Source organism: Micromonospora pisi (genome assembly GCF_003633685.1).
Taxonomy (GTDB): Bacteria; Actinomycetota; Actinomycetes; order Mycobacteriales; family Micromonosporaceae; genus Micromonospora_G; species Micromonospora_G pisi.
Genome location: NZ_RBKT01000001.1, coordinates 6,926,166 through 6,948,816 on the forward strand (window position 1 = coordinate 6,926,166; position 22,651 = coordinate 6,948,816).

Annotated in this window: 15 protein-coding genes; 14 read left to right on the plus strand and 1 reads right to left on the minus strand. The window is 70.3% G+C overall.

Annotated elements, in window-relative coordinates; translation table 11 throughout:
• Positions 1–14: 14 nt before the first annotated feature.
• From BDK92_RS29990 to BDK92_RS30000, 3 genes are all read left to right on the plus strand, one after another.
• Positions 15–836: an SDR family oxidoreductase gene (locus tag BDK92_RS29990; RefSeq protein WP_121159774.1), complete on the plus strand. Its 822-nt coding sequence runs from the start codon at positions 15–17 to the stop codon at positions 834–836.
• A 96-nt stretch (positions 837–932) separates the two neighbouring features.
• Positions 933–1,529, plus strand: a complete 597-nt coding sequence (locus tag BDK92_RS29995) for a winged helix-turn-helix domain-containing protein (RefSeq protein ID WP_246017322.1) — start codon at positions 933–935, stop codon at positions 1,527–1,529.
• The gene (locus BDK92_RS30000) at positions 1,529–2,884 is read left to right on the plus strand and encodes an MFS transporter (RefSeq protein WP_121159777.1); all 1,356 of its coding nucleotides are present in this window, start codon (positions 1,529–1,531) and stop codon (positions 2,882–2,884) included. Before BDK92_RS29995 ends, BDK92_RS30000 begins: the two co-directional genes overlap by 1 nt.
• On the opposite strand, the gene BDK92_RS30005 is transcribed toward BDK92_RS30000, so the two are convergent.
• Positions 2,794–3,567 carry a GNAT family N-acetyltransferase gene (locus BDK92_RS30005; RefSeq protein WP_121159779.1) on the minus strand — a complete coding sequence of 258 codons (774 nt, stop codon included), beginning with the start codon at positions 3,565–3,567 and terminating at the stop codon, positions 2,794–2,796. The two genes, BDK92_RS30000 and BDK92_RS30005, sit on opposite strands and share 91 nt — an antisense overlap.
• A gap of 106 nt (positions 3,568–3,673) precedes the next feature.
• Between BDK92_RS30005 and BDK92_RS30010 the strand changes: the two genes are divergently transcribed.
• The 11 genes from BDK92_RS30010 to BDK92_RS30070 all read left to right on the plus strand — a co-directional run bounded on the left by BDK92_RS30010 (position 3,674) and on the right by BDK92_RS30070 (position 22,580).
• The gene (locus tag BDK92_RS30010; protein WP_121159781.1) at positions 3,674–3,880 is read left to right on the plus strand and encodes a hypothetical protein; all 207 of its coding nucleotides are present in this window, start codon (positions 3,674–3,676) and stop codon (positions 3,878–3,880) included.
• Positions 3,881–3,955: 75 nt separating this feature from the next.
• Positions 3,956–5,515, plus strand: coding sequence for a replication-associated recombination protein A (locus BDK92_RS30015; RefSeq protein WP_121159783.1), 1,560 nt, complete (start codon positions 3,956–3,958; stop codon positions 5,513–5,515).
• 2,534 nt (positions 5,516–8,049) lie between these two features.
• On the plus strand, positions 8,050–8,703 hold the full coding sequence (locus BDK92_RS41295) for a hypothetical protein (protein WP_425462325.1): 654 nt from the start codon (positions 8,050–8,052) through the stop codon (positions 8,701–8,703).
• Positions 8,704–8,857: 154 nt separating this feature from the next.
• On the plus strand, positions 8,858–9,325 hold the full coding sequence (locus tag BDK92_RS30035) for a DUF948 domain-containing protein (protein ID WP_121159787.1): 468 nt from the start codon (positions 8,858–8,860) through the stop codon (positions 9,323–9,325).
• A gap of 42 nt (positions 9,326–9,367) precedes the next feature.
• Positions 9,368–9,673, plus strand: a complete 306-nt coding sequence (locus tag BDK92_RS30040; protein WP_121159789.1) for a hypothetical protein — start codon at positions 9,368–9,370, stop codon at positions 9,671–9,673.
• Positions 9,670–12,354: an alanine--tRNA ligase gene (gene alaS / locus BDK92_RS30045; RefSeq protein ID WP_121159790.1), complete on the plus strand. Its 2,685-nt coding sequence runs from the start codon at positions 9,670–9,672 to the stop codon at positions 12,352–12,354. The genes BDK92_RS30040 and alaS overlap by 4 nt, the downstream gene beginning before the upstream one ends.
• Before the next feature lie 86 nt (positions 12,355–12,440).
• The gene (gene ruvX, locus BDK92_RS30050) at positions 12,441–12,902 is read left to right on the plus strand and encodes a Holliday junction resolvase RuvX (RefSeq protein ID WP_121159791.1); all 462 of its coding nucleotides are present in this window, start codon (positions 12,441–12,443) and stop codon (positions 12,900–12,902) included.
• The gene (gene mltG / locus BDK92_RS30055) at positions 12,899–14,104 is read left to right on the plus strand and encodes an endolytic transglycosylase MltG (RefSeq protein ID WP_121159792.1); all 1,206 of its coding nucleotides are present in this window, start codon (positions 12,899–12,901) and stop codon (positions 14,102–14,104) included. The genes ruvX and mltG overlap by 4 nt, the downstream gene beginning before the upstream one ends.
• Positions 14,101–14,922, plus strand: a complete 822-nt coding sequence (locus BDK92_RS30060; protein ID WP_121159794.1) for a shikimate dehydrogenase — start codon at positions 14,101–14,103, stop codon at positions 14,920–14,922. The genes mltG and BDK92_RS30060 overlap by 4 nt, the downstream gene beginning before the upstream one ends.
• A 582-nt stretch (positions 14,923–15,504) precedes the next feature.
• Entirely contained in the window at positions 15,505–18,912 is a 3,408-nt protein-coding gene (locus BDK92_RS30065; protein WP_147457158.1) for a LamG domain-containing protein, read from the plus strand.
• Positions 18,913–19,205: 293 nt separating this feature from the next.
• Entirely contained in the window at positions 19,206–22,580 is a 3,375-nt protein-coding gene (locus tag BDK92_RS30070; RefSeq protein ID WP_147457159.1) for a LamG domain-containing protein, read from the plus strand.
• The last annotated feature ends 71 nt before the right edge of the window (positions 22,581–22,651 follow it).

Consider the following 22,651-nt stretch of genomic DNA (forward strand, 5'->3'; position numbering starts at 1 on the left):
ACCGGCCCGGTGCGGTGATCCTGCTCGTCGTCGGTGCCAGCGGTCATCTCGGTGGTGAAGTGTGCCGCCGGGCGGTGACCGCTGGCACCCGGGTCGTCGGCACCTACCACCGGGCGCCGGCCGAGGTCGACGGCGTCGACTGGCAGCCGTTGGACGCACGCGATCCGGCGGCGGTGGACGCCCTGGTGCGACGGACACGTCCGGACGCGGTGGTGAACACCGCCTACGTCTACGGGGACTGGGCGCTCTGCGCGGACGGGGCCGGTTACCTGGCCCGGTCGGCCGTGGCGGTCGGCGCTCGGCTGGTGCACCTCTCCAGCGACGCGCTGCACGCCGGTCGGCCGCAGCCGTACGGCGACGACGAGGCGCCCACCCCGGTGTACCCGTACGGCGCGGCGAAGGCGGCGGCCGAGACCGCCGTACGCCTGATCGCCCCGGCGGCGGCGCTGGTGCGTACGTCGCTGATCGTCGGGGACGAGCGGAGCAGGCAGATCCAACTCTGCCTCGACGCACTCGACCCGAACTCGGGTGTACGTCTGTTCAGCGACGAGATCCGCTGCCCGGTCGACGTGACCGACCTGGCGTCGGCGGTGCTGGAACTGGTCGACTCGGACCACGCCGGTCTGCTCAACGTCGCGGGCCCTGATCCGGTGAGCCGGGCGGACCTGGGTCGCCTGGTGGCCCGGCGGTACGGCCTGGACCCGGACCGGCTGACCGAGACCACGATCGCGTCCACCGGTCTGACCCGTCCGGCGCAGGTGCGGCTGGACAGCTCCCGCGCCGCCGGCCTGCTGAAGACCCGGCTGCGCGGCGTACGCGAGCTGTTCACCGCCTGACGGCGCACTCTCTCCTCCCGGCCACCTTTCTCGCTGACGCACAGATCCTGTGCACAACTATTGTGCATAGGATCTGTGCACAGTTATTGTGCATCCGTGGAGCGAGAACAACCGGGCGTGACGCCCGATCCCCGTGTCGTCAAACTGGACAGCCGGCAGATCCGCACCCTCGCGCACCCGCTGCGGTCGCGGCTGCTCGGCGCGTTGCGGATCGGTGGCCCGGCAACCGCGACCGCCCTGGCCCAGACGCTCGACACGAACACCGGGGCCACCAGCTACCACCTGCGTCAGCTCGCCGAGGTCGGTCTCGTCGCCGAGGACCCGGAGCGGGGCACCGGTCGGCAGCGCTGGTGGCGGGCGGTGCACGAGGTCAGCCAGTGGCAGTCCACCGACTTCGACGGCGACCCCGACGCCAGCGCCGCCTCGGACTGGATCCAGCGCGACCAACTCCGGCTCTTCGCCGAGCAGGCCGAACGGTGGATCTCGGCCCAGCACGACTACCCGGCCGCGTGGCGCGGCGCGGCCGGGTTCAACGACGCGGTCGTGACCCTGCCACCGGACCGCCTCCGTCAGCTCACCGAGGAGATCTGGCAGCTGGTCAAGCGTTACCGGGGCGAGTCTGTGCCGGACGACCCCGGCGCCGAGCAGGTGCTGATCTACCTGACCGCCTTCCCGTGGATGGGAGAGTCCTGATGCCCACGTTGACCGTCCGCCAGGTGCGACTGCGCTATCTGGTCCTGCTCGGCCTGCGCTGGCTCCCGACCGGCCTGCTGATTCCGATCTTCGCCCTGTTGCTGCTGGAACGGGGCCTCACCCTGCCGCAGGTCGGGCTGGTCACGGCGGCGCAGGGGCTGGTCGTCCTGGTGCTGGAGTTGCCGACCGGCGGCCTGGCGGACGCGATCGGCCGCAAACCGGTCCTGATCCTGGCCAGCCTGCTCAGCCTCGCCTCGCTCACCCTGCTCACCTTCGCCGACAGCGTCACCCTGCTCCTGCTCGTCTTCGTGTTGCAGGGCTTCTTCCGGGCGCTGGACAGCGGCCCCCTCGAATCCTGGTACGTCGACGCGATGCTGGCCGCCGACTCCGACGCCGACCTGGAACGGGGGCTGGGCGGCGGCGGCGCGGTGGTCGGCGTGGCGATCGGGGCGGGGGCCCTGCTCAGCGGTGGCCTGGTGGCGCTCGGCCCGATCGGTTCGATCAGCGCGATGACCGTACCGGTGCTGGTCGCCCTCGTGCTCCAGGTCCTTGCCCTGGTCGCCCTGGTCCTGCTCCTGCCGGAGGTCCGCCCGGCACGCGGCGTCACCGCGCTGCGCGACTCACTGCGCGGGGTGCCGGTCGCGATCGGCGGCGCGTTCGGGCTGCTGCGCCGGTCCCGGATCCTGCTCGCCCTGGTCGCGGTCGAACTCTTCTGGGGCTTCGGCATGACCACCTTCGAGACCCTGCTGCCGGTACGCCTCTCCGAGGTGATCGGCGACCCGGATCGGGCGGCGGCGCTGCTCGGCCCCGCCGGCTCGGTCGCCTGGCTCGCCTCCGCTGGGGGCGCGGCGCTCGCCCCGGTGGTCGCCCGGCGGCTCGGGGTCGCCCCCACCGCCGCGCTGCTACGGATCCTCCAGGGCGCGACGGTGGTCGGAATGGGGCTGCTGGCCGGGCCGATCGGGGTGATCGCCGCGTACCTCGCCTGCTACCTGGTGCACGGTGCCTCGAACCCGCTGCACATGGGGCTGCTGCACCGGCAGGTCGACGGTCCGTACCGGACCAGCGTGCTCTCGCTGAACTCGATGGTCGCCCAGCCCGCCGGGGCGCTCGGCGGGGTGGTGCTGACCGGGGTGGCCGGCGCCACCTCGGTCAGCACGGCGATGCTGGTCGGTGCGGTCGTGCTGGCCATCGCCGCACCGCTCTACCTGCCCGCGTGGCGGGCCGGCCGGCGGCCGGTGGCGGTGTCGGATGCCGGGGCAGCGGGTCAGGCGCTGGTGCCCGCGCCGAGAAGCGCCGAGGGAGCCAACGCCACCGAGGTACGCGGCATCGAACCGGCGAACCCCAGTCGCTCGTAGAGCCGGATCGCGCCGAGATTCTCCGTCAGTACGCCGAGGGTCACCTCCTCGGTCTCGTCCAGCAGGGCACGGGTCATCGCGGCGGTGAGCGCGGCGCCCAGCCCCTGTCCCCGGACGTCGACCGCGACCGTGATCCCGGCCAGGAAGCCGGTGCCGCCCCGGCTCCGGTCGGCCCCGGCCGCCACCACCCGGTCACCCGACCGGATGCCGTACCAGGCGCGGACCCGGGGGTCACCCGGACGGGTGGTGCTGGTCGGGAAGGAGCTGTCGACGAGGTCGGTGATCGCGTCGTGGTCGGCCTCGGTGAGGCGTTCCACCCGTGGCTCGGCGGGTTGGACCGGTGGCGGGGTGACCGTCCAGCGGAAGTCCCAGTCGTCGCGGTGCGTCACCTTCAGGTACGTCTCCAGCACCCCGGCGTCGAGCCGGGGCAGGTGTAGCCAGCGCAGGTCGCCGAGGGCTCCGACGGAGAGCAGGTCGGCGGCGAGTCCGACGACCTGCTCGGCGTCGCCGCTCGCGTACCCGGTGGGTCCGTGCGGGCCGGGTCCGGTCCAGATCGTGGCGTCGTCGAGCAGGTAGCCGCTCAGCTCGTTGTCCCGCCCCGCGTACAACCGCGCGTACGGGTGGTCGCCGGCGGCGGCCAGGATCGCCGCCCGCCCCCTGACCAGGGTCGCTCTCGTGATCATGAAGGCAACTCTAGCCCTGCCGGCCCGGGTTCCACGATGGAGATTGACGCGCGCCACGACGGGGTATTGCCAGGTCGACCCACCCCCACCCCCTCGGAGGACCGACATGTTCGCCTACATCGCCGCCGGCGTGTTCGGCTTTGCGCTCCTGCTCGACCTCTTCGATAGTGATCTTGGTGCGCCGGACCTGTTCAACTGGAACACGCTGCTGCTGATCGGCCTGCTCTGCCTCTCCCTCTACCTGGCCGGTGTCGGGCGGGCGCCGGGCGGTGGCGGCGGACGCTGGCGCGGTCGGCGGCCCGGCCGGGGCTGAGCCGTCGACCGACGCGAACCGGCCCGGGATCGGCGCATTTCGAGCGTCCGGGGCCGGGCCGGTAATGTCTTCGTGATGGAGCCCGACGGTCTGTTCTCCCTCACCGGTGACGGTGGGGCGCGCTCCGCGTCCATGGAATCGGGCACCGCCGATGGCTTCACCGTACCCGGCGCCGACGCGCCACTGCCGGTCCGGATGCGCCCGGCGAGCCTCGACGAACTGATCGGCCAGGACCACCTGCTCGCGCCAGGGGCACCGCTGCGCCAACTGGTGACCGGGACGACGCCGATGTCGGTGATCCTCTGGGGTCCGCCGGGCAGCGGCAAGACAACCATCGCCCACCTGGTCGCCGGGGCGACCGAACGACGGTTCGTGGCGATGTCGGCGCTTTCCGCCGGGGTCAAGGACGTCCGGGCGGTGATCGAGACCGCTCGGCGGGAGCGGCGCAGCGGTGGTCGGCCGACCGTGCTCTTCATCGACGAGGTGCACCGGTTCAGCAAGACCCAGCAGGACTCGCTGCTCGCCGCGGTCGAGGACCGGACGGTGACACTGCTCGCGGCGACCACCGAGAACCCGTACTTCTCGGTCATTTCGCCACTGCTCTCGCGCTGCGTACTGCTCACCCTGCAACCCCTCGACGACACGGCCGTACGCCAACTGCTGCGCCGGGCGATGACCGACGAGCGCGGGCTGGGCGGGGCACTCACCCTCGCACCGGACGCCGAGGACCATCTCGTACGCCTCGCCGGCGGCGACGTACGCAAGGCGCTGACCGCGCTGGAAGCGGCCGCCGGTTCAGCCTCCGCCCTCGGCGGCACCGAGATCGACCTGGCCACCGCCGAGCAGGCGGTCGACGTGGCGGCGGTCCGCTACGACCGGGACGGCGACGCCCACTACGACGTGACCAGTGCCTTCATCAAGAGCATGCGGGGCTCGGACGTCGACGCCGCGCTGCACTGGCTGGCCCGGATGCTGGTGGCCGGTGAGGACGCCCGGTTCATCGCCCGGCGGATCGTCATCTTCGCCAGCGAGGACATCGGCATGGCCGACCCGACCGCGTTGAGCGTGGCCACCGCCGCCGCGCACGCCGTCGAGTACGTCGGCCTGCCCGAGGTACAGCTCAACCTGGCCCAGGCGGTCATCCACATGGCGACCGCACCGAAGTCCAATTCGGTCACCACGGCGATCGGCGCCGCCAGCGGGGACGTCCGGGCCGGACGCGGCGGCTCGGTGCCCCGGGCGCTGCGCGACGCCCACTACCCGGGCTCGCGCGGCCTCGGACACGGCACCGGCTACCGCTACCCGCACGACGACCAGCGCGGCGTCGTCACCCAGCAGTACGCCCCGGACGACCTGGTCGGGGTCGACTACTACCGACCCACCGGGCACGGCGCGGAGCGCGCGGTCGCCACCCGCCTCCCGTTGCTGCGCGGCATCGTCCGGGGTACACCCGCCCCGCCCGCCGCGAAGAACGGCCCGGCCGCCGGCAGCACCACGAACACGACCACCAGCGCGGGCGCCGGCACGAACCTGGCCGCCAGCGCGAGCACGAGCACGGCCACCAGCACCGGCACCGGGCGGGACCGGGCGGCGGACGACGACGGCAGAGTGCCTGCCGGAGAGGATCACCAGTGAAATCGCGCGGTTCCGACCTGCCCGAGGACGGCACTGAGGAGCAACGGGAACCTCGATCCCCACGACGTCGCTGGGGCCGGGGCAAGTCCGAGAGCGTGCCCGAGGAGCCGGAGGTCAGCGGCGAGGAGCTCGGCTGGATCGCCGACCTCCGTACGGCCAAGCAGCAGCAGACCGACCTGGGACCGGGAGGTGCCGAGGCCGGTCCGGCCGGTCCGGCACCCGGTGGCCGCGACGCGGGTCGGGGCGGCCGTGGTCTCGGCCCGGCCGGCGGTGTTGGCCCGGCCGACGGCGTTGATCCCGCTGCCGCCGACGCCGCACCACCGGTACGACGTGCCGCCGTGGTGCCGCCGGTCGGACACCCGCTGACCGGCACCGCGTCCGTACGCGCCGAACGCCCGGTGGCGGGTACGCCCGTACCGCCCGAGGCCCGGCAACCGGAGGAACATGATCCGGCCGGGCCGTCCCGACGGTCACGGCCGACGGAGCCCGATGGCGCCGCCCCGATAGGCGAGCGACCGGGCCGACGCGCCGCCTCGCCAGCCGAACCGCCGGCGACCGCCGCCGGATGGGTCCCGCCGCCGTTCGACCGGCAACCGCCGGACCAGCGGCAAGCGCCGCCGCCCGGCCGACACGGGGAGAGTCGGCCGGGAGAGCCCGACGGCTTCCGCCGGCCGGACCTGCCCGTTGACCCTGGTCAGGCGGGACGCCACACCGGACCGCCAGCGCCGCCGGAGGGGCGCGAGCCACAGCCGAGGCACGGTGCGGCGCCGGTGGACGCGTCCCGGCGGCCGGTCGATCCGCGTACCGAGGAGCCGCCCACCGGACGGCGCAGCGCGGTCGCGACGCCACCGGTTCCGGGCGGCCCCGCCATCGGACGACCCGGCCAACCGGCCGTCGACCCGACCGGACCGGCACCCGACGGCAGGTACGGCCCGTCCCGGGACGACACCGATGCCCGTGGGCGCCGGAGCGCTGACCCGGACGAGCCTCGCGGACACCGGAGCGTCGATTCGGACGAGCCGCGTGGGCGCAGGAGTGCGGAGGCGCGCGGACGCAGGGCCGCCGACGCGACGGATCCGCGTGGTCGGGGCATGCCGGAACCCACGGACCCGCGTGGTCGGGGCATGCCGGAACCCACGGACCCGCGTGGTCGGAGTGTTCCGGAGCCCACCGATCCACGCGGTCGGGCGATCGTCGACCCGACCGATCCCCGGGCGCCGATCGTGGGCGAGCAGAACGACCCGAGGGTGCCCCGGTCCGGCAACGCGCCGTCACTGCCCCCGACCGGGGCTTCCGGTGCGGCAGCGGTCCGTCCGCCGGACGCGTCGGAGCAGGCGGCGGGTGGCAACCGTCCGGCCCGCCCCGCCGACTGGATCCGGCGGCCCACCCGTGGCGAACAGACCGTACGTCCGGCCGGTGCCCCGGGCGGCGCCGCGCGTGTGCCCGGTGGCCCGGGAGTTGCTCCCACCGGCCCGGAACCACGACCACGCCGCTCCGCCCCGGCCGACGCGCCGCCGGTCGGCGGCCGACCCCAGCCCGGTCCGCCCGGCCCCGGTTATCCGCCGGGTCACCCGGCCGGGCCGTCCGGTCCCGGACCTGACCGGGACCGGGGTGAGGGCCCTGGCGACCCGCGTGGTGCCGGCCGGGTGGCACCTCCCGGCGGACCGGGTGCGGCTGTTCCGCTACCGGGGTCCGCGGGTCCGCGTGGCGCCGCCGCCGTGCCGCCGGTCGCCGAACCGACGGACCGGGGTGGACGCGCGGCAGCCCGCGCGGTGCCGCCGGTTGCCCCGCCGACCGCTCCGGGAGCAGCGCAGACGCGGCCAACGGGCTCCGGTCCACGGCCGCCCGCCGGTGGCATGCCCGTGGGTGGCATGCCCACCGGTCCGATGCCGCCCACCGGTGGAACGCCCGCCGGTGGAATGCCTGCCGGTCCGATGCCGCCGGCCGGTCCGCCGAAGCGTGACCCGGGTGCCACACCGGCGGGCCGAGGCGCCGCCTCCGTGCCGGTCGCCGGATCGGCGTCGGTCGCCGCACCGAACACGGTTGGCGGACCGAATCCGGTTGGTGGACCGAATCCGGTTGGTGGACCGAACATCGGGGGCGGACCGAATCCGCTTGGTGGACCGAACACCGGGGGCGGACCGAATCCGGCTGGCGGGCCGAACATGCCCGGCGGGCCGCGCCCGGCGGGGCCGGACCCGGCAGGTCCGCGTCCGATGGGCGGGCCGAACCAGCCGGGTCAACAGCGGATGGGCGGGCCGAACCAGCCGGGCCCGCGTCCGATGACCGCGCCGAACCAGCTGATTCCACCCCAGACGGGCGGGCCGAACCAGACCGGTGGACACCCGGTGGGCGGGGCCACCCCGCCGGCCGTGGCCAAGGCGGCGGTCGCCCCGGGGACCGCGGCGGTCGTCCGATCCGCTGCCGTACCCGGCGGGGGGGCGCTCTCCGACGGCCCGGCCGGCGACGACCACGCGCTCGACGGGCCCGCGACGACCGGGACCGGCGAGATCCGGACGCCCCGCTCCGAGATCATGCGGCAGATGCGGGAAAAGCGCCGCCTCAAGGTGATCGCACTGGTCCTGGCCACGCTGCTGGTGCTCGGTGCGCTTCCGCTCTACTTCGGCATCCGGGCGGCGACCCGCGACCCGGTCTTCAGTGCGCTCGACGCGCTCGCCGTACCGCAGTGGGCCGCGGCGCAGGTCGAGGACGACGTGTACGGCAGCCGGTGGTGCCTGATCGAGTGCCGGTTCCGGGAACGGACCGCCGAGTCCGAGCAGGGGGCCGACGAGACGGCGAAGGCGTACCAGGAGGCGCTCACCGCTGACGGTTGGAAGAGTTGGCAGGTCAAGCCCTGCCCGGAGCAGCCGGTCGACGGGCACTACACCTGCTGGCGGCGGGACGAGTTGACCCTCGACCTCTGGGTTCGCCCACCGACCTGCCAGACCGACCCGCTCGACGCCCGTCCGACCGTGGATCCGCCGGACGGTGAGGAGGAGGCACCCGCCTCTCCCGGTGGGGAGCCGCCGAAGTGCGAGGGCGCGGTGGTCTCGATCAAGGTACGGAATGCGATTGACGACGATCGGGTCAAGCCCCAGCCGAGTACGGATCCCTCGCTCACCGGCGAGGACCCCGATCCGATCATTACCGACGATCCGCTCGCCGACCTGACCGCCCCACCGTCGTGAGACGGGATTCGTCACGGACGGTAGGGTCTGCCTGTTGGTACGGAGTGCGGCGTTACGTATCCGGTGCCGCTTTGTTTGCTGCTGGTACGGCGCGTCCGATTGGGCGCGTCTGACGAGACGGTCCGCTAAAACGGTTCGGTAGAGGAGAACACGGGTGTATTCCCTTGGACAGATCGCCGCGCTCGTCTCTGCGGCGGCGTTCCTGCTACTGGTGGGTGCGCTGGTCGTGCCCATCCTGCGACTGCGGCACACGGTCGACGCCGCGACCAGGGCGATCAACGACCTGAACGACCGTACGGCGCCCCTGCTCGGCAACGCGAACGCCACGATCGAGAACGTGAACGTCGCGTTGACGCAGGTGCACACCTCGCTGGACGGGGTCAACATCCAGCTCGCCAAGATCGACACCATGACCGGCCACGCGCAGAACGTCACCGCGAACGTCGCCAACCTCGCCACCGTCGTCTCCGCCGCGGCGGCGAACCCACTGGTCAAGGTCGCCGCCTTCGGCTACGGCGTGCGCAAGGCGGCGGCTGCCCGGCGCAACGCCGAGGAGGACCGCGAGGTACGGGCCACGCTCAAGCAGCAGCGCCGGGCGGCCAAGCGCGGCGAGGGCCGCTGACCTGGTTCCGGTACCGCCGGACCGGGGAGAGAGGATAGGGCCATGAGGCGTTTGCTCTGGCTGGGCATCGGGCTTGCCGTCGGTGCGTTGGTCGTCCGAAAGGTGACCCGCACCGCCCAGTCGTACACACCGGGTGGCATCGCCACGTCGCTGACGGAGTCGGCCGGTGGCGCGGTCGAATCGTTCCGTAGTTTCATCGACGACGTTCGGGCCGGAATGGCCGAGCGTGAGCAGCAGATTCACGAGGCGTTCGCCGCGGGCGAGACGTTCGACGACCAATTCGCCGAGCTGCGCGGGGACCCGCGGATCGGCGATCACGAGATTTTCCCGGAGGATGGCTCCCGATGAAAACGGCGGAGATCAAGCGGCGGTATCTGGCGCACTTCGAGGCGAATGGCCATACCGTGGTGCCGTCCGCTCCGCTGCCGGCCATCAACGATCCGAACCTGTTGTTCGTGAACGCGGGCATGGTGCAGTTCGTGCCGTACTTCCTTGGGCAGCAGGCGGCGCCGTACCCGAGGGCGGTGTCGGTGCAGAAGTGCATCCGTACGCCGGACATCGACGAGGTCGGCAAGACCAGCCGCCACGGCACGTTCTTCCAGATGAACGGGAACTTCTCGTTCGGTGACTATTTCAAGTCGGGTGCGATCAGCCTGGCCTGGGACCTGATCACGAAGTCTCAGGCGGACGGCGGTTTCGGGCTGGACCCGGAGCGGATCTGGCCGACCGTGTACCTCGACGACGACGAGGCGTTCGACCTGTGGAACCGGCAGATCGGTGTGCCGGCGGAACGGATCGTGCGGCGGGGCAAGAAGGACAACTTCTGGTCCATGGGCATCCCGGGTCCGTGCGGGCCGTGCTCGGAGATCTTCTACGACCGGGGGCCGGAGTTCGGCGCCGAGGGCGGTCCGGAGGTCGACGAGGACCGCTACATGGAGTTCTGGAACCTCGTCTTCATGCAGTTCGAGCGGGGTCCGGGCACCGGCAAGGAAGACTTCCCGATCCTTGGTGACCTGCCGGCGCAGAACATCGACACCGGCATGGGCCTGGAGCGGATGGCCTCGATCCTGCAGGGTGTGGACAACCTGTACGAGATCGACGAGGTGCGGCCGATCCTGGACCGGGCGGCGGAGCTGACCGGCAAGCGGTATGGCGCCCACTCGGGGCACGCGGCCAGCGAGTCGCACCCGGACGACGTACGGCTGCGGGTGGTCGCCGACCACATCCGGACCGCGTTGATGCTGATCGGTGACGGGGTGACCCCGTCGAACGAGGGTCGCGGTTACGTGCTGCGGCGAATCATGCGTCGGGCGATCCGGGCGGTGCGGCTGCTCGGCTGGCAGGAGCGGGCGCTGCCGGAACTGCTGCCGGTGGCCCGGGACTGCATGTCGCCGTCGTACCCGGAGCTCGCCAGCGACTTTGACCGGATCTCGCAGTACGCGTACGCGGAGGAGGACGCCTTCCTCTCCACCCTGCGGGCGGGCACCACGATCCTGGACACCGCGATCGCCGAGTCGAAGGCGGCGGGCAAGCCGGCGCTCACCGGTGAGCGGGCGTTCCAGCTGCACGACACGTACGGCTTCCCGATCGACCTGACCCTGGAGATCGCGGGGGAGCAGGGGCTGAAGGTCGACGAGGAGGGCTTCCGCCGGCTGATGGCCGACCAGCGCTCCCGGGCCAAGGCCGACGCGCAGGCCCGCAAGACCGGACACGTCGACCTCTCCGCGTACCGGGGCGTGCTGGACCAGGGCGGACCTGTCACCTTCACCGGATACACCGAGGTCAGCCGCGAGTCCAAGGTCCGGGCACTGCTCGGCGGGGGCGGCACGCCGGTCGAGGTGGCGGGCGAGGGGGAGACCGTCGAGCTGGTGCTCGACACCACCCCGTTCTACGCCGAGGGCGGTGGCCAGCAGCCCGACCTGGGGCTGATCACCGTCGGCGGGGGGCAGCTCGAGGTCCTCGACGTGCAGCAGCCGGTGCCGGGACTGATCGTGCACCGGGCCCGGGTGGTCCGGGGCGAGGTGCGGACCGGCGAGGCCGGGATGGCCGAGATTGACGTGACCCGGCGCAAGGCGATCTCCCGTTCGCACACCGCGACCCACCTGGTGCACCAGACCATGCGGCACTTCCTCGGTGAGTCGGCGACCCAGGCGGGTTCGCTCAACGCGCCGGGGCGGCTGCGGTTCGACTTCAACACTCCGACCGGGGTGTCGCCGAGCGTGCTCGCCGACGTGGAGCAGCAGGTCAACGAGGTGCTCCTGGGCGACCTGGAGGTGCACGCGTTCATCACCTCGCAGGAGGAGGCGCGGCGGCTCGGCGCGATGGCGCTCTTCGGCGAGAAGTACGGCGACGAGGTCCGGGTGGTCGAGGTCGGTGACTACGCCCGCGAACTCTGTGGCGGTACGCACGTCTCCCGTTCCGGTCAGCTCGGCCTGGTGAAGATCCTCTCCGAGTCGTCGATCGGTTCCGGCGTACGCCGGGTCGAGGCGCTGGTCGGCATCGACGCGTTCCAGTTCCTGGCCAAGGAGCACCTGCTCGTCTCCCGGCTGGCCGATCTCTACCGGGTGCCGAACGACCAGGTGGCCGACCGGGTCGAGCAGACGGTGTCCCAGCTGCGGGACGCGGAGAAGGAGCTGGAGAAGCTTCGCGCGCAGATGGTGCTCGGTGGGGCTGCCGCGTTCGCGGCCGGGGCCCGTGACGTGCGCGGGGTGGCCTACGTCGGCATCGAGGCGCCGGAGGGCGCGGCGGGCAACGACGTACGCACCCTGGCCCAGGAGATCCGCGGCAAGATCGACGCGGCCCGTCCGGCGGTGGTCGCGGTGACCGCCCGTTCCGGTGGCAAGGCGTCGCTGGTGGTGGCGCTCAACGCGGCGGCGAAGGCCCGGGGCCTGGCCGCCGGTGACCTGGTCAAGGCGGCGCTCTCCGGTCGCGGTGGCGGCAACGCCGACCTGGCCCAGGGCGGTGGCGTGCCGGCCGAGCAGGCACCTGCCCTGCTCGGGGCCGTGGAAAAGGCGATCGCCGAGGCGTGATGGATTGCACGGAGGCAGATCGTCGTGGTCAGATCGTGAACCGCGGCGGTCTGCTTTCCGTATGCAGCGAGGGGAGGTCAATCGGTATGGGGCATTTTTCGCCCGGAGTACGACTCGGTGTCGACGTCGGGAAGGTGCGGGTAGGCGTGGCGGTCTGCGATCCGGACGCCATTCTCGCCACCCCGTTGGTCACCCTGGCCCGTGATCTCACCACGGATGACGAGGCGGTTCCGTCGGACATCGCGGAACTCGCGCGCCTCGTCGAGCTGCACGGAAGTGTCGAGGTGGTGGTCGGTCTTCCGGTGAACCTCGCCGGTGTGCACGGCCCCGCCGCAATTCACACCAAGGCGTACGCGGCCCGACTGGCCGACGTGATCGCCCCCGTTCCGGTGACTCTCACGGACGAGAGGATGTCGACGGTGGTGGCTACCCGTAGGCTGTCCGAGCGGGGCGTCAGGGGAAAGCGTCAACGAGCCGTGGTCGATCAGGCGGCCGCGGTGGAGATCCTGCAGAGCTGGCTAGACGCGCAGCGGAGGCGGACCAGATGATCGACGACTTGGAGCTCGCGTTCGACGAGCGGACGGAGAAGGGACAGCACCGGCGCGGTGGCACGCGCGATCCGAAGCGGAAAGGCAAGGGCGGCCGGGGTAAGACGGTCGTCGCCCTGCTGCTCGCCTTCGTCCTGCTCGGGGTGCTCGGCGGCGGTGCCTGGTATGGCTTCGACCGGGTCCAGGGCCTGTTCGGCGCCCCGGACTACGAGGGCACCGGCACCGAACAGGTGATGATCGAGATCAAGGACGGCGACTACCTCGCCGACGTCGGCAACACCCTGCTCAGCGCCGGTGTGGTCAAGAGCGGCAAGGCGTTCGTCAATGCCGCGGACGGCAACGACGCCGCCACGAAGATTCAGCCCGGCTTCTATCAGGTGCGCAAGGGAATGTCGGCGGCGGCGGCCCTGAACATGCTGCTCGACCCCAAGAGCAGGGTGACAAACAAGATCACCATCCCGGAGGGTCGGAGCGCCAAGCAGGTCTACAAGCTCCTCTCGGAGGCGACCAAGATTCCGGTCGCGGACTTCGAGGCGGCGGCGAAGGACCCGCTCAAGCTCGGTGTCCCGGACTGGTGGTTCAAGCGCAGCGACAACAAGAAGGTCACCCCGTCGATCGAGGGTTTCCTCTTCCCGGACACCTATGACCTGCCGCCGAACGCCACCGCCGACACGATTCTCAAGGAAATGGTGGACGGGTTCCTGACCGTCACCGGGCAGATCAAGTTCGCCGACACGGTGCCGGAAAAGCTCGGTGACATCAGCCCGTACGAGGCGCTGATCGTGGCCTCGCTGGCGCAGGCCGAGGCGGGTAACCCCGACGACCTCGGCAAGGTCTCCCGGGTCGCCTACAACCGGTTGTTCAAGCCCAACGCCGAGGTGCCGTGCGAGTGCTTCGAGATGGACGTGACGGTCAACTACTGGCTCGAGGTGCAGGGCAAGCCGACCAAGGCGTCGAAGGACATGACGGCGGCCGAGATGGACGACCCGAAGAACCCGTACAACCGCAAGCTCAAGGGCTTCATCCCCACGCCGATCAACAACCCAGGCAAGCTCGCGATGCAGGGGGCGATGGACCCGCCAAAGGGCGGCTGGTACTTCTTCGTCGCGACCGACAAGGAGGGCCACTCGGAATTCGCCGAGACGTACGCCGAGCATGAGAGGAACATGGACAAGTCACGAGAGGCCGGCATCATCTCTTGACCGAGTCCGCCCGCAGGGCCGCAGTGCTCGGTAAGCCGATCTCGCACTCGCTCTCCCCTGTGATCCATAACGCGGGTTACGTGGCGGCGGGGCTGACCGGCTGGTCGTACACCGCCATCGAGTGCGCCGAGGCCGAGCTACCGAACCTGGTGGTCGGCCTCGGCGCCGAATGGGCCGGGCTGTCGCTGACCATGCCGTTGAAAGAGGTGGCGCTCGCGGTGGCCGGTGCGGTCTCGCCGGTCGCCGCCGCCGTCGGTGCCGCAAACACCCTGGTACGCCGCCCCGACGGCTCCTGGTACGCCGACAACACCGACGTCCCCGGCATGGTCACCGTGCTCCGGGCGGCTGGGGTGTCGGCGGGTGCCACCGTCACCGTGCTCGGCGCCGGTGGCACCGCCCGGGCGGCGCTGGCCGCGGCGGCGCAGCTGGACGCGAAGCGGGTGACCGTGGTGGCCCGGCGCCCCGAGGCGGTCGACGAGCTGCTGCCGGTGGCCCGCGCGCTCGGGATCGCGCTGGTGCCCGGCGCCTGGGCCGGAGCGGCGGAGCATGCCACCGCGGACGTGGTGATCTCCACCGTGCCGAAGGGCGTCGCCGATCCGCTCGCCGGGCAGATCACCTGGGCACCGTCGACGGTCCTCTTCGACGCGCTCTACGACCCCTGGCCGACCCCGCTGGCCGGCGCCGCAGAGGCCGCCGGCTGCCGGATCGTCTCCGGACTCGATCTGCTGCTGGCCCAGGCGGTCGGCCAGTTCGAGCAGTTCACCGGCGTACCGGCGCCGGTCGCCGCGATGCGGGCCGCGCTCGCCGCCCGCCGCTGAGCCTTTCCCGCCCTCGTAGCGGTCTCTTCTCTGATCCGGGACGTCGCTGCCATCGTCTAGTTGATCACGGACGGTGGCGATCTCCCGGTTCTCGGCTGGTCAGTGTGCCGTTACCGGAGCATTTCAGAGGGTTATCGACCGTCGTTGCCGAGCGTGAACGAGATCACCGTCTGGGTAACGGTAGGGCCCTGGTAAGGCACGCTCCGTTCGTTCCGTCAAAGCTACCGGTACGTAGCCTGGCATCTTCCTGGGAAAACTACGTTGAGCAACTGTCGGTAGTGGACTGTTGACAGTTTCCTGAGAGCCCCCCTACCGTTCCTTGACTTTTGAGGTGCTCGAGCACGGGGGAATTGGATGCCGTTCGGTGTGGGTTCTGCCCTGCCCTTCTACAGGCTGGCCTGGCCGCTGGCGTTGGTGCTGGCAGCTGGAACCGTGATTGTCGGTGCCGCTGGGCCCGCGACGGCCGCAGCCCCCGCAGCGCCCTCTGTCTCCTGTGTCGATAGTGCGCCGTCGGAGGCGCGGGCGGCGTTGGTTGCTGCCGAGTGTGGTCGTCCGGTGGTGGTGGAGTCGTCTCTGACGGAGATGACTCAGGTGGTGGCGTTGGCGGAGGGTGGGTTCCGGTATCAGGCGTCGGTGGCGCCGCAGCGGGTTCGGCGGGCTGATGGGTCGTGGGCGCCGATTTCGCCGGATCTGGTGCGTCAGGCCGACGGTTCGTTGAAGCCGGCCGCCACCCTTGCCGATGTGTCGTTTTCCGCCGGTGGGTCGGGTCCGTTGGTGACGTGGCGGGAGGGTGTTTCGACGTTCACGTTGTCGTGGCCGTTGGGTGCGTTGCCGGTGCCGAAGGTGAGCGGTGCGACGGCGACGTACGAGTCGGTGCTTTCCGGGGTGAATCTGCATGTGACGGCGACGGCTGAGGGTTATACGCATTCGGTGGAGTTGTTGACGCCGGCGGCGGCGAAGAATCCGGCGGTTCGGCAGTTGCGTTACGTCACCGGCGGCAATACGCGGGTGGAGCGGGCGAGTGACGGTACTCTGCGGCTGCTCGGTTCCGGTGGCGGTGTGGTGGCTACATCCGGTGCCGCGCGGATGTGGGATTCGTCGAGTGACCCGGCGCGTGCTGGTGAGGTGTTGCCGGCGGTGGCGGCTGCGTGGGCGTCGGGTCGGGTTGCGGTGCCGGTGGGTGAGCCGGCTACGGCGGTGGAGCCTGCGGTGACGTCGCGGATCGCGCCGGTGGCGTTGGCGCTGGACGGCGAGCAGTTGACGGTGGTGCCGGACAGCAAGCTGCTGGCCGACCCGGCAGTGACGTACCCGGTGTTCGTGGATCCGCCGTTCGAGAAGTTCCAGTCGAAGTGGGCGTACGCGACGAGCAACGGGGAGAACAACGACGGCACCTCGGCCCGGGTGGGCCGCGAGCCGGCCGATACCGGTTCCGGTGAGCTGTACCGTTCATTCTTCGAATTCGTCACGACGCCGCTGCGGGGCAAGAAAATCCTGTCGGCGTATGTCGCGTTGACCCTGGACCACTCTTACTCGTGTGATTCGACGCCGGTGACCATGTACCGCACGAGTGGGATCACCGTCAACAGCGGTGGGCGCATGAGTTGGACAGCCCGCCCGTTGCCCGGGGTTTCGGTGGCGTCGTGGTCGGGCCACGCGAACGAGACCGGCGGGTGCGGTGCGCTCCAGGACGACATGCGCGCCGAGTTCAGCGGGACGATCAAGGGCGATCTGCAATGGGCCCTGGATTCGGGATACACGGGTTATACCGTCGGGCTGTGCGCGTGTGACACGAACGGCGGCCAGGAATCGAACCAGCAGCGGTGGAAGAGATTCTTCACCGACAAGGGCTGGCTCGAGGTGACCTACGATTCGGTTCCCACCGTGCCGAGCAACCTCAGCACCTCGGGTCAGGCATGCGGTGCCACCATCGGCACGTCGTCTCCTGTATTCAAGGCGTACTACGGTGACGCCGACGGAGCCGGGGACAGCCTGACCGGGTTCTTCGAGTACCAGGAGCTGCCGTCCAGTGCGGTGGTGAGCAGGACCGGACAGGTCAAGCCGGGCAACAGTTACGGCGAGTCCGGAGCATTCGTGCTCGGTGCCGTTTCAGAGGGCAAGTCCTACCAGTGGCGGGTGAAGACCAGGGACGCGGCCGGGGTGGAGTCGCCGGACTGGTCACCGTGGTGTCGTTTCACGGTCGACACGGCGAAGCCGCCGCGCCCGGGCGTGTCCTCGTCGGCGTACCCGAACGACGGTGTCGCCCGTGGCGGACCGGGCATCTCTGGGGCGTTCACCTTCACTGCCGGGGTCCAGGATGTGACGCGGTACGTGTACGGATGGTCCGGCAGCCCGCAGCCGATGACCACGGTGACCGTGTCACGGGGCGCCTCCTACACCGTGACGTTGACCCCGCCTCGCCACGGCTACAACACCTTGAACGTGTACAGCCTCGACGGTGCGGACAAGCAGAGCGACACCAACGCCTACAGCTTCCTGGTGAACGCCCCGTCCGCCCCCGTGGCGAACTGGCCGCTCGACAGCATCGACGCACACAACCTCACCGACACCCAGGGCGATGCCGACCTCAGCACGGTGGGCAGCGTGACATGGGCACCGGACGTCCGGATCATCGGCGAGAGCGTCGCCTCGTTCAACGCCTCGTCGTACCTCACGACTGCCGGGCCGGTACTGGACACCTCCAAGTCGTTCAGCGTGGCCGCATGGGTACGTCTCGCCGACATCGCCCCCAACAATCCCGACGTCGACCTGGACATCGGCAATCGGACGGTCCTGGGACAATCCGGCTCGAAGCAGAGCGGGTTCTATCTCGGCTACCGGACCGACGGCGTCCAACCCAGGTGGTCGTTCGCGATGCACGGAGCCGACCTTGACCAGGGGACCACCTGGGATACGGCGAATTCGTCCGCACTCGTCACCTCAGCGGACGTGGGCAGATGGGTACACCTTGCCGCCACATACGACTCGGCCACCCGCACGATGCAGCTCTACGTCAACGGTTCCCTGGCAGGCTCCACGGCCCGGTCCGCGAACCCGTGGAACGCGAATGGCCCGATGACGATCGGGGCTGCCAAGTACACCCCACCCGGCGGCACTCCGCTCATGATCGGTCAGTGGCCGGGTGAGATCACCGAGGTACGAGCCTGGCAACGGGTGATCGTTCCGGACGATCTGTTGGGCAGTGACGGCGATGACGCCACGGGAACGGACCCTGTTGCCGGGATCCTGGCGCCCACGGAGGTTGCCTCGTGGGACTTCAACGGTGGTCTGCTTTCCGGGTGCGGTACGGAGACGAGTGACAGCTACTGGTCGCAGTCGTTGCGGCTGTACGGGTGCACCGACCCGTACTCGCCCGAGCAGACGGCCGGCTACACCGGGGACGCGCACGACGACAACGACGCGTTGTGGCTCAATCAGGAACAACCGGATGGGTACGGCGGCAGCGGTGACGGCAACGGTTACGCCGCCACGACCCAGCCGATCGTGCGTACCGACCAGTCGTTCACTGTCTCGACCTGGGTGAAGCTGGCGCGGACAGATCGTGACCAGGTAGTCCTTTCCCAGCAGGGGAACAACCTGTCGCGCTTCATGCTCTATTACAACCAGCCCGACGGCCGGTGGCGCGTCTGGATGTACCACGAGGATGGCGGTAGCCGTCCGGGCAGTGGCGTGAGTGGTAGCACGGCGGTCGTCGACAAGTGGACGCATCTCACCCTTGTTTTCGACGCCGGCCGAGCCACCACGAGCATCTACGTCGATGGTGTCCTGGCCGGAATCACCGCTCACGCCGGAGCGGCCTGGAATGCGACAGGCCCGTTCAGTGTGGGCCGGGCCTTCTACGGCCAGACACTGGCGCCATTTTCCGGCTCGATCGACCAGGTGAGGGCCTTCGCCGGGGCGATGTCCGACCGGGAGGTACGGAACCTGTACTCCGGTCGGACATCGCCCCAGGCAGGTCGTGCTGGGCAGTGAACCGCCGACGCTTCTCCCACGAACGTCCACCGTCCGCCGGCCAATTTCTTGCTGCCACTACAAAGGGAATCTTGATGCTGTCCCACCTGGTATCCACCTCCTCTTTCCGGAGACTTGCCGGGCTCCTTGGGCTCCTGCTCGTCGCTCCGGTTGTCGTGGCTCTGCCGCAGCCGGCGCGCGCTACCGCAGTTCCCTCTGTCTCCTGCGTCGACAGTGCGCCGTCGGAGGCGCGGGCGGCGTTGGTTGCTGCCGAGTGTGGTCGTCCGGTGGTGGTGGAGTCGTCTCTGACGGAGATGACTCAGGTGGTGGCGTTGGCGGAGGGTGGGTTCCGGTATCAGGCGTCGGTGGCGCCGCAGCGGGTTCGGCGGGCTGATGGGTCGTGGGCGCCGATTTCGCCGGATCTGGTGCGTCAGGCCGACGGTTCGTTGAAGCCGGCCGCCACCCTTGCCGATGTGTCGTTTTCCGCCGGTGGGTCGGGTCCGTTGGTGACGTGGCGGGAGGGTGTTTCGACGTTCACGTTGTCGTGGCCGTTGGGTGCGTTGCCGGTGCCGAAGGTGAGCGGTGCGACGGCGACGTACGAGTCGGTGCTTTCCGGGGTGAATCTGCATGTGACGGCGACGGCTGAGGGTTATACGCATTCGGTGGAGTTGTTGACGCCGGCGGCGGCGAAGAATCCGGCGGTTCGGCAGTTGCGTTACGTCACCGGCGGCAATACGCGGGTGGAGCGGGCGAGTGACGGTACTCTGCGGCTGCTCGGTTCCGGTGGCGGTGTGGTGGCTACATCCGGTGCCGCGCGGATGTGGGATTCGTCGAGTGACCCGGCGCGTGCTGGTGAGGTGTTGCCGGCGGTGGCGGCTGCGCGGGCGTCGGGTCGGGTTGCGGTGCCGGTGGGTGAGCCGGCTACGGCGGTGGAGCCTGCGGTGACGTCGCGGATCGCGCCGGTGGGGTTGGCGCTGGACGGCGAGCAGTTGACGGTGGTGCCGGACAGCAAGCTGCTGGCCGACCCGGCACTGACCTATCCGGTGTTCGTGGATCCGCCGTTCGAGAAGTTCCGGTCGCGGTGGGCGTACGCGACGAGCAACGGCGAGAACAACGACGGCAGCTCCGCGCGGGTGGGTCGTGAGCCGGCCGATACCGGTTCCGGTGAGCGGTACCGGTCGTTCTTCGAGTTCGACACCGCGCCGCTGCTGCGCAAGAAGATCATGACGGCGAATGTGCGGTTGGTTCTGGATCATTCCTACTCCTGCGACTCGACGCCGGTCCGCATGTACCGCACGAGCGGGATCACCGTTGGTAGTGCCGGGCGGATGGGCTGGACGACGCGTCCGCTGCCTGGGGTGTTCGTAGCCGGCTGGGACGGGCATGCGAACGAGACCGGTGGATGTGGTGCGGTCCAGGACGACATGGACGCCGAGTTCGGCGGGTCCATCAAGGGTGACCTTCAGTGGGCGCTGGACTCGGGCTACACGGGTTACACGGTCGGGTTGTGTGCGTGTGACACCAATGGCGCGGAGGAGTCGAATCAAGAGCGGTGGAAGCGGTTCTACACCGACAAGGCATGGCTCGAGGTGACCTACGACTCCGTACCCGCGACGCCGACAAGCCTCACCACGACAGGACAGGCATGTGGCGCGACTATCGGCACCTCGTCGCCCACCTTCAGAGCGTTCTACGGCGACCCTGACGGTGCCAACGACAGCCTGACCGGTCACCTCGAGTTCCAACTGCTGCCGGACGGGCCGGTGGTGGGGATAACCGGGCCGACCAAGCCGGGTAACAGCTACGGCGACTACGTGCTGGCCAGCCTCGGGTCGGGCAGCCCCGAGGGCAAGACCTTCCAGTGGCGGGTGAAGACCCGGGACGCTGCGGGGTGGGAGTCGCCGGACTGGTCGCCCTGGTGTCGGTTCACTGTGGACACGGCGAAACCACCGCGTCCAGGGGTGTCGTCGTCGGGTTACCCGAACGACGGAGTCGCCCACGGCGGTCCGGGCATTTCGGCGATCTTCACCTTCACCGCAGGTGTCTCGGACGTTACGCGCTACGTCTACGGGTGGGCCGGCAGCCCACAGCCGATGACCACGGTCAACGTGTCGCCCGGTGCCTCCTACAGCGTGGTGTTGACGCCGCCGCGATATTCGTCCAACACGTTGAACGTCTACAGCCTCGACGGTGCCAACAAGCAGAGCGATACGCACTCGTACAGCTTCCTGGTGAAGGCACCGACGGCGCCCGTGGCGCACTGGCCGCTGGACACCATCGATGCGCACAACCTGACCGACCAGATCGGCAACGCCGATCTGACGCCCACCGGGAACCTCTCCTGGGCGAACGACTCGCGAATCATCGGCGCGGCCACCGCTTCGTTCGACCGCTCGGTACACCTGTTGACGTCGGGGCCGGCGGTGAACACCACCCAGTCCTACAGCGTCGCGACGTGGGTCCGGCTCGGCGATTTCGACCCGAGCGACCCCGACATCGACCTGCCTGATTGGAACCTGACTGCCGTCTCGCAGTCCGGGACGAAGGTTGGTGCGTTCGCACTCGGCGTCCGGATGCTCGACGGCCAACCGCACTGGGGGCTGGCCCTGCCCGGAATCGACATGGGCGAGGGGGGCAGCGGTACGACCCACGTGGTGTCGCCTGCCGCCCTGACCGTCCGGGACGTGGGCCGGTGGGTGCATCTTGCCGCCGCGTACGACTCCGCCACCCGCGAGGCCCGGCTGTACGTGGACGGGGTGTTGGCTGCCTCCGCGACGCGTACGCCCGCCACCTGGAATGCCACCGGCCCGGTGATGATCGGCGCGATCCGGTGGACCCCGGCCAGTGGTGTGCCGGGTCTCTCCGACGCCTGGCGGGGACAGATCACCGACGTACGGATGTGGCAGCGCGTGATGGTCCCCGATGACCTGACGGGTACAGCCGCGAACGCCGCTGCCGGTACACCTGCGACACAGGGGATCCTGGCGCCGACCGAGGTGGCCTCCTGGGACTTCAACGGTGGGCTCGCCTCGTCGTGCGGGGCGGCAACGAGTGCCAGCTACTGGTCGCAGAGGCTGAGCCTGTACGGCTGCACCGACCCGTACTCCAGTTCGCAGTCGGTCGGCTACACCGGCGACGCGCACGACGACAACGACGCGTTGTGGCTGAACAGCGCGCAGCCGGACGGGTACGGCACAGCGGGCGCCGGCTACGCCGCCACCTCCGGCCCGATCGTCCGCACCGACCAGTCCCTCAGCGTGTCGGTGTGGGTACGGCTGAACGCGGTCACCGCGGAGGAGCAGGTGGTGCTCCGGCAGGGTGGCGGCGACGGCGCGGTGAAGTTGTACGTCCTACCGGACGGCAGATGGCAGTTCGCGATCATTTCGCCGGACGGCTCGGGCGGTGCCTCCTGGGCCGCCGCCCTCTCCGACGCGCCGGCGAAGCTGCACGACTGGGTGCACCTGGTCGGTGTGTTCGACGCCAGCACCGGCATCGTGCGTCTCTACGTCGACCGGGTGCAGCAGGCGGTAACGGGCAGCGGTGCGACCGGGAAGGCTTTCACGGCTCCGATGGTCGTCGGCGCCGGTGACGCTACCTGGGGCTACCTGCGTGGCGACATCGACCAGCTGAAGCTCTTCGCTGGCGCGATGTCCGACCGCGAGGCCAAAGCCTTGTACGACAACTCGTAGCCGGCCCGGGCCCGCCACGCCGATGTGTCGGCGGGCCCGACCGGCACGCGCAGTCTTGCTCTGGTTCATCC

Excerpts from the sequence above, each read along its gene's own strand:
- BDK92_RS30070 (WP_147457159.1), top strand. The coding sequence starts at position 19,206 with ATGACTCAGGTGGTGGCGTTGGCGGAGGGTGGGTTCCGGTATCAGGCG.
- BDK92_RS30000 (WP_121159777.1), top strand. The coding sequence starts at position 1,529 with ATGCCCACGTTGACCGTCCGCCAGGTGCGACTGCGCTATCTGGTCCTG.
- BDK92_RS30005 (WP_121159779.1), bottom strand. The coding sequence starts at position 3,567 with ATGATCACGAGAGCGACCCTGGTCAGGGGGCGGGCGGCGATCCTGGCC.
- BDK92_RS30010 (WP_121159781.1), top strand. The coding sequence starts at position 3,674 with ATGTTCGCCTACATCGCCGCCGGCGTGTTCGGCTTTGCGCTCCTGCTC.
- alaS (WP_121159790.1), top strand. The coding sequence starts at position 9,670 with ATGAAAACGGCGGAGATCAAGCGGCGGTATCTGGCGCACTTCGAGGCG.
- BDK92_RS30015 (WP_121159783.1), top strand. The coding sequence starts at position 3,956 with ATGGAGCCCGACGGTCTGTTCTCCCTCACCGGTGACGGTGGGGCGCGC.
- BDK92_RS30040 (WP_121159789.1), top strand. The coding sequence starts at position 9,368 with ATGAGGCGTTTGCTCTGGCTGGGCATCGGGCTTGCCGTCGGTGCGTTG.
- BDK92_RS30065 (WP_147457158.1), top strand. The coding sequence starts at position 15,505 with ATGACTCAGGTGGTGGCGTTGGCGGAGGGTGGGTTCCGGTATCAGGCG.
- mltG (WP_121159792.1), top strand. The coding sequence starts at position 12,899 with ATGATCGACGACTTGGAGCTCGCGTTCGACGAGCGGACGGAGAAGGGA.
- ruvX (WP_121159791.1), top strand. The coding sequence starts at position 12,441 with ATGGGGCATTTTTCGCCCGGAGTACGACTCGGTGTCGACGTCGGGAAG.
- BDK92_RS41295 (WP_425462325.1), top strand. The coding sequence starts at position 8,050 with ATGCGGCAGATGCGGGAAAAGCGCCGCCTCAAGGTGATCGCACTGGTC.